Below are 6423 nucleotides of genomic sequence, written 5' to 3'. Positions count from 1 at the left end.
CCTATGGGCGCTATAATACCTATAACGCCACGGCTTTCATTGGCGCTTCTTCTTTTCAATCGCCAGGTACTTATACCAACCCGAATGTGAAACCGGAAAAACAAAAGGAATTGGAATTTGGAACGGATATGGCCTTCTGGGATAATCGTATATCCTTATCCGTTAACTACTACAGCAAGCGTGTAGAAAACCTGTTAATCAGTCGTGCTATTGCACCCACCAATGGGTATTCCTTCTACCTGGATAACATTGGTACATTACAGAACAAAGGTGTGGAAGTAGTGTTGAATGTGACGCCGGTAAAAACAAAAGATTTTACCTGGAATCTGACAGCTATCTACAACCGTAATAAAAATAAAGCGATAGATATTGGTCAGTCGCTGATCCTCTATAATACGGTAGGTGGCGCACCAATAGGCATCGCCAACGGAGAGCCGATAGGATTCTTTTATGGAACCTTCTTTGCACGTGACAACAGCGGAAATATTCTGAAAACACCAGCAGGTATTCCGGTAACAGAGAGAGGAACGCAAACAGGCCCACTAACGTATACGACTGCACGTGACCCGGCTACCGGCTTGCCGCCTACTTCTTCGCCTGCACTAAATAATAAAATTGGCGACCCTAATCCGAAGTACACTGGTACCCTTACCACTGATTTTCAATACAGGAAACTGGGCTTGCACATACAGCTGGATGCAGTCCAGGGTGTAGATGTATTTAATGCAGACTGGAGAACAAGACAAGGTGTAGACAACGGTAAAATAGCAGAACAGGAAGATCGGGGCTTATTGCCACGTGGGTATATTGCCGGCAATTACAACATACAGGAATGGAGAATTGATGATGGCTCATTTGTGAAACTGCGGGAAGTGTCGTTCACTTACGACTTTGGTAAGCTAAAGGGATTAAGTGATTTGTCTGTCAGCCTGGGAGGCCGAAACCTCATTTCCTGGGATAACTACAAAGGATATGATCCGGAATTGAACGCAGCAGGACAAAGCACCGTACTCCGTGGAATTGATTTTGGTTCTGTGCCTATTCCGAGAAGTTATAACCTGTCTGTACGTGCAAAATTTTAAATCCATTAAACACGATCCATCATGAAACGATATATTCAATATAGCTTATTAAGCGCAGTACTTTTTTCCACGCTATTCGCCTGTAAAAAAGATTACCAGGATCCTTCCGGTCCATCGTCGGAAGAGGCGTACAGTTCTCCTACCACACTAGCCGCCGCAGCAGTGGGGTTGCAGGCATGGTATGCAAAAGACCGGGTAGGACTGTTGTACACCACCGTTGCTTCCGGAAGTTTGCTCACTGGAGAAACTTTTGTGACCAATCCGGGTAATACGGACGAAGCACAAATAGGCGCCGGAGGTAGCAGCATATTAAATACGAATGCAGTAGTTACCGGCATGTGGAATGTAACCAATAAAATCCGCTACGAATCAGACAGTATTTTGCGTCGCACCAACACCGTCGTTACGGATAAGGCTTTTGCCAGCGGTATTATTGGCTATACATCTATCTTTAAAGCACTGGCTATTGGTATACAAGCTAATTTCTGGGAGCAGGTACCGGATGGTAGCGGTAAACCGGATACCGCTACCACAGATGTGAAGTTCATCACCGGCAAACAAGGCTATACGCTTGCCGTAGCTACGCTGGATAATGCCATCAATACCGTAACGGCTACGCCTATAAGTAGTAGTTTTGGTGTGAATGTACCAGACAGTGTGGATATTATCAATACCCTGTATGCACTGAAGGCCAGGTATGCTTTATATGCAGGCGACTATACCACTGCCATGGCGGCCGCCAATAAGGTAAATCTTTCGGTACGCTCCACCCTTGCATTTAATCCGCAGATCACCAACCCGATCTTTACACTGGTAACGGCTACCAACAATATCTATAACGTGATCGATTCTTCCATGGGGCTGCCGGCAGGCTTACAGCCGGATCTCGCAGATCAGCGGGTACCATTTTATATTTTGAAACAGTTGACAGCGAAGCCCCGCTTCAACATCAATGGTTTTTTCAGAGGAAATATTACCTCGGTTCCCATTTATCTTCCCGGAGAAATCATGTTGATCAAAGCAGAATGTTTCGCCCGTCAACATGATGTACCCAATGGTTTAACGGAATTGAACAAAGTGGTGACTAAAAGAATTGCCAACGACGTATTCGGCGTAGGGGCGCAGTTGCCGCCTGTTTCCGCCAGTACAGAACCAGAGCTGTTGAATTTAATTTATCAGCACCGCCGCATAGAGTTGTTTATGGGTGCACAGGAGCTGGAAGATAGCCGCCGGTTTGGAAGACCTCAATCTGAGCGGAAAAGAAATTATTTCCCTTATCCGTTTGTAGAGCGGAATGATAATCCTAATACGCCGCCTGATCCGGCGTTTTAAGACGGTTTAAGGTATAGTGAAGATGGTTGCTGCATCCCCGCGGCAACCATCTTTATTTTTGATATAGGATAGAAAGGTACTATCTTGTTTTTAGTTACCTATGAACATATACACAACATTGCGGATTGGCGCTTACCACATCAACCATTGTGAAGATTATCTTTTTACTGATACCATTGGAAACAACAAAATCATCTGTGCCGTAATGGACGGCTGCACCATGGGAAAAGACAGCTATATGATAGCTACTATTATTGGTAAACTGCTGAGAAAAATTTGCAAATCCCTTAACTACAAGGAATTCTACACGAAAGCAGCCCATGAATTATCACTGGATAATTATCTCAAAGCAATACTGCAGGAGCTATTTCACGAAATAAAAATTATTAAAAATCAATTGCAGCTGGATCGGGAAGAATTGTTAACAACATTAATTATACTGTTGGCTGATATAAAAGCAGATAAAGGTATCCTGCTGGCGATTGGGGATGGCGTAGTCAGTATTAATGGAATGGTGACTACATTTGATCAGGATAATAAGCCGGATTACCTTGGCTTTCATTTGTCGAAAGACTTTGATACCTGGTACGATGCACAACAACAGCGCCTCTTTATAGATACACTGCGTGATATCAGCATTGCAACCGATGGCATGGAGTCTTTTACGAGAGTAGCCGCTCCTGAAAATTCCGAAACCCTTGATCCTGTTGCTTTTTTATTGCATGATCAAACAGGCTTGGGAAATGAAGAGATGTTGAATATGAAATTAAAAACGATTGAACATAAATATGGACTGAATCATACCGATGATCTGGCGGTGATCAGACTTGTTAAATAGTGTATGATTAGCCCACAAGAATAACAGTTTAGAGAAGATTATAAAATCTACACTTGTTCTGATGGTAGCACCTGTGGGTTGGCAATGTTAACCGGCTGCCCATTGATATAGCTCATCACATTTTCGAAAGCTTTACCGAAATACAATTCGTAACTCTCTTTTTCTACATATCCCAGGTGTGGCGTACATACTACATTGGGCATGTGGAGCCAGTCAAATGTGGTATCGTAAACGGGTTCTTCTTCATATACGTCAATACCGGCAAATCCGGGCCTCCCGTTTTTGAGGCATTTTATCAGGGCGCCTTTTTCAATTAGTTCAGCTCTGGAGGTATTAATCAATACAGCACTAGCTTTCATCTTATTTAAATCTGCCTCTTTTACAATGGCGGTGGTACTGTCGTTTAACCGAAGGTGCAATGAAATAACATCGGCATTTTGGAAGAAGTCATCTTTTGTAGTGGCTTTCTCGAAACCGTCTTTCACTGCATTTTCTCTGGATGCATCGCTGCCCCATACAAGCACGCTGGCGCCAAATGCTTTTGCATAGCCGGCTATCATTTTACCAATTTTGCCATATCCCCAAATGCCAATTGTTTTTCCATGAACAGTGGAGCCGATGTTGATCTGCCATTGTCCGTTTTTCATGCCTTCTATGGCGGCAGGAATCTGGCGGAGCGTATTCATAATAAGTATCCAGGTGAGTTCAGCGGGTGCCACGGGAGAACCAATGCCTTCTGCTACCGCTACCTTATGCTTTGTGCATGCAGCCAGATCCAGGTGTGCGGCGATCTTACCTGTTTGACTGATTAATTTCAGGTGGGGTAGTTTTGATAACAGGGATTCGTTTATTTTCGTTCTTTCTCTTGTTAATACAAGGATTTCAGCGTTCTGCAGTTTTTCTGCCAGCAATTCGGGATCTTTTTCTGTTGTATTGAGTATTAAAACATCCTGCGATGCCAGTAGTTTAAAACAGTCCAGGCTCCTGATAACGTTTTGGTAATCATCCGGAATAGCTATTTTCATTTGTCTCAATTTTTAATGATGCTGTTGCAAATTACTTTTTTACGGAAGATTGGCAGTAGATAAGAATAGGGTAAAAATAGCATTAATATTTGTCGGGTTAATGGAGTTTTTTTTACCGGCAATTGCAGTACATTAGTGAGCATGAAATATCTGCAAGTCAGTTTTAAAGAAGCGTAATGCAATCAACTACGATCATAGTGAACAATTGTTATTGTCAATCGTTGCGGCCGGTAACGAATTGACTTTTCTAAAGGACTTCATCACGGGAAGGCTAATTTTTTTACCGGATCAGCTTTTTTATATGGTACAATCTCAGGTAGGAGGTGTTATGTAAAGAATGGCCTGGTGTTCCTATGGGAACTAACTTTTAACATTATCAACCACTGGTCTCGAATGCTGCATTTATTGATGCACCGGGCTTGCTTTGTCAAGACGGTGTTCCTTATTTTGTTGCAGGGGCAGAGAAGGCATACCAGGAAAATTATTTTTAGTCTGACTTTATTCCAACAGATCAAATGAAATGAAAGCGGAGCTTAAGAACGATGAATATTGTTTTTCCTTGTTGAAAGAAGGGAATAAGGAGAGTTATTATTATTTGATCCGCGTACATGCCCCGGTACTTTACAAATATGCAGAGGGGCTAATCTTTGACAGTGCTGCGGCAGAGGATATTGTGGAAGATGTATTTGTGAGATTGTGGCAAAAGCATACTGTATTTGATGATCTGGACGAAGTGAAGAAGTTTTTGTATGTGGCTGTCCGGAATGCCTGTCTGAATTTTAAAAGAGATAAGGAACGGGAAAGGAAGAAATTTGAGATATTTACCAGTATGAGTGCGGAAGATATCGGCATTGACGAAATTATTTATGCCGAGTTAATGGCAGATGTACGTAAAGCCATTGATGGTCTTCCTCCTAAGATGAGAGAGGTCTTTATCCTGGGGTATATCAACCAGCTCAGTAATTATGAAATAGCCGCCCAGCTGGGACTTTCCTATCAAACAGTGCGCAATCAGAAAACCAAAGCCCTCACTATAATACGTGGTATGTTGAAAACTCAGCCCAATTATAAACGACTATATTGAAGTATAAACGGTCATGATTAGCCATTTTTCGATCTGTCAATTTTTACATGGTACAATCACCTGTTTCAGGTGTTATACTGGTGAAAATGGACTTAAGTGGATAAAAAAATAGAAGAGGCATTATATATTGTCAGGCTTATCAAAAAACAGAACGACGGTACGATTTCCCCGGCGGAAATACACTATCTGCAGGATTGGTTAGCGGGGGACCCGGAGCATGAAAAAATGTACCGGAAAGTGAAGGATGCCGGGCAATTTGCCAGTGATTTGCTCGAACTTGAACAGTTTGATACCGAGGCCCTGGCCCAAAGGATCTTTAGTAAAGCTGGGTTGGAATTGCCAGAAGAACAGCGTCTCCCATCATTTAAACGCAGGTCTTATTCCCGTTATTGGGCAGCGGCAGCAGCGCTCCTATTTCTTTCATTTGCCTCATGGTATCTCGTCAAATCCAATGCTTACAAATCGGTTCAAAAGGGAAGTGAAATCGCTGCCGGGAAGCTTGTGATTCCTGGAAGTAATAAAGCAGTGCTTACACTCGCAGATAATTCCAGTATTGAGTTGGACAGTACTTCGCATAGTCTCCTTAAACAACAGGAAAACAACGCCGTTGTTCAGCTGCAGAACGGACTGATTGCTTACGACACCGTTGCCAATCATCAGCTGGCTGCTGCTTACAATACCGTTACCACACCCAGGGGCGGAAAATACGAGGTGGTATTATCCGATGGTACCCGCGTTTTTCTTAATTCCGCTTCTTCCTTAAAATTTCCCGTTTCATTTCAGGATAGCAGTCGGGTAGTAATGCTTACCGGCGAAGCCTATTTTGAAGTAGCACACCTGCCGGCAAAAGAGGGTGGTGGAAAACCTTTTTACGTGAAAATATTGCTCCCGGATAGAGAAGGTGGCGAAGTAAAGGTATTGGGAACACATTTTAATATTATGGCCTACGCAGATGAAAATGCCGTAAAAACAACGCTGGTGAGTGGTGCGGTAAGTATGCGCAAAGGAGAAAAAGAGGTGTTGATAAAACCGGGACAACAAGCAGTTTTATCTAATGGTAAC

The 6423-nt window shown here is 43.0% G+C and carries 6 protein-coding genes; 5 read left to right on the top strand and 1 reads right to left on the bottom strand.

Annotated elements, in window-relative coordinates; all coding sequences use genetic code 11:
* The 3 genes from VIP81_RS15195 to VIP81_RS15185 all read left to right on the top strand — a co-directional run.
* The coding region (locus VIP81_RS15195; RefSeq protein ID WP_331962293.1) for an outer membrane beta-barrel protein at positions 1 to 1082 on the top strand (1082 nt) is incomplete at its 5' end.
* A 21-nt stretch (positions 1083 to 1103) separates the two neighbouring features.
* Positions 1104 to 2414, top strand: coding sequence for a RagB/SusD family protein (locus VIP81_RS15190; protein WP_331962290.1), 1311 nt, complete (start codon positions 1104 to 1106; stop codon positions 2412 to 2414).
* A 100-nt stretch (positions 2415 to 2514) separates the two neighbouring features.
* Positions 2515 to 3252: a protein phosphatase 2C domain-containing protein gene (locus VIP81_RS15185; RefSeq protein ID WP_331962287.1), complete on the top strand. Its 738-nt coding sequence runs from the start codon at positions 2515 to 2517 to the stop codon at positions 3250 to 3252.
* A gap of 47 nt (positions 3253 to 3299) precedes the next feature.
* Here VIP81_RS15185 and VIP81_RS15180 read toward each other — a convergent pair whose 3' ends face one another.
* Positions 3300 to 4277, bottom strand: coding sequence for a D-2-hydroxyacid dehydrogenase family protein (locus tag VIP81_RS15180; RefSeq protein WP_331962284.1), 978 nt, complete (start codon positions 4275 to 4277; stop codon positions 3300 to 3302).
* 520 nt (positions 4278 to 4797) lie between these two features.
* Between VIP81_RS15180 and VIP81_RS15175 the strand changes: the two genes are divergently transcribed.
* Together VIP81_RS15175 and VIP81_RS15170 are read left to right on the top strand one after the other, a co-directional pair.
* A complete protein-coding gene (locus VIP81_RS15175) occupies positions 4798 to 5361 on the top strand; it encodes an RNA polymerase sigma-70 factor (protein ID WP_331962281.1) in 564 nt (187 codons plus the stop codon).
* Between the two features lie 96 nt (positions 5362 to 5457).
* On the top strand, positions 5458 to 6423 hold a 966-nt coding region (locus VIP81_RS15170), incomplete at its 3' end, for a FecR family protein (RefSeq protein WP_331962278.1).

This window comes from Chitinophaga sp., from assembly GCF_036566945.1.
Lineage (GTDB): Bacteria > Bacteroidota > Bacteroidia > Chitinophagales > Chitinophagaceae > Chitinophaga.
This window is presented reverse-complemented; position numbering and strand designations above follow the sequence as displayed.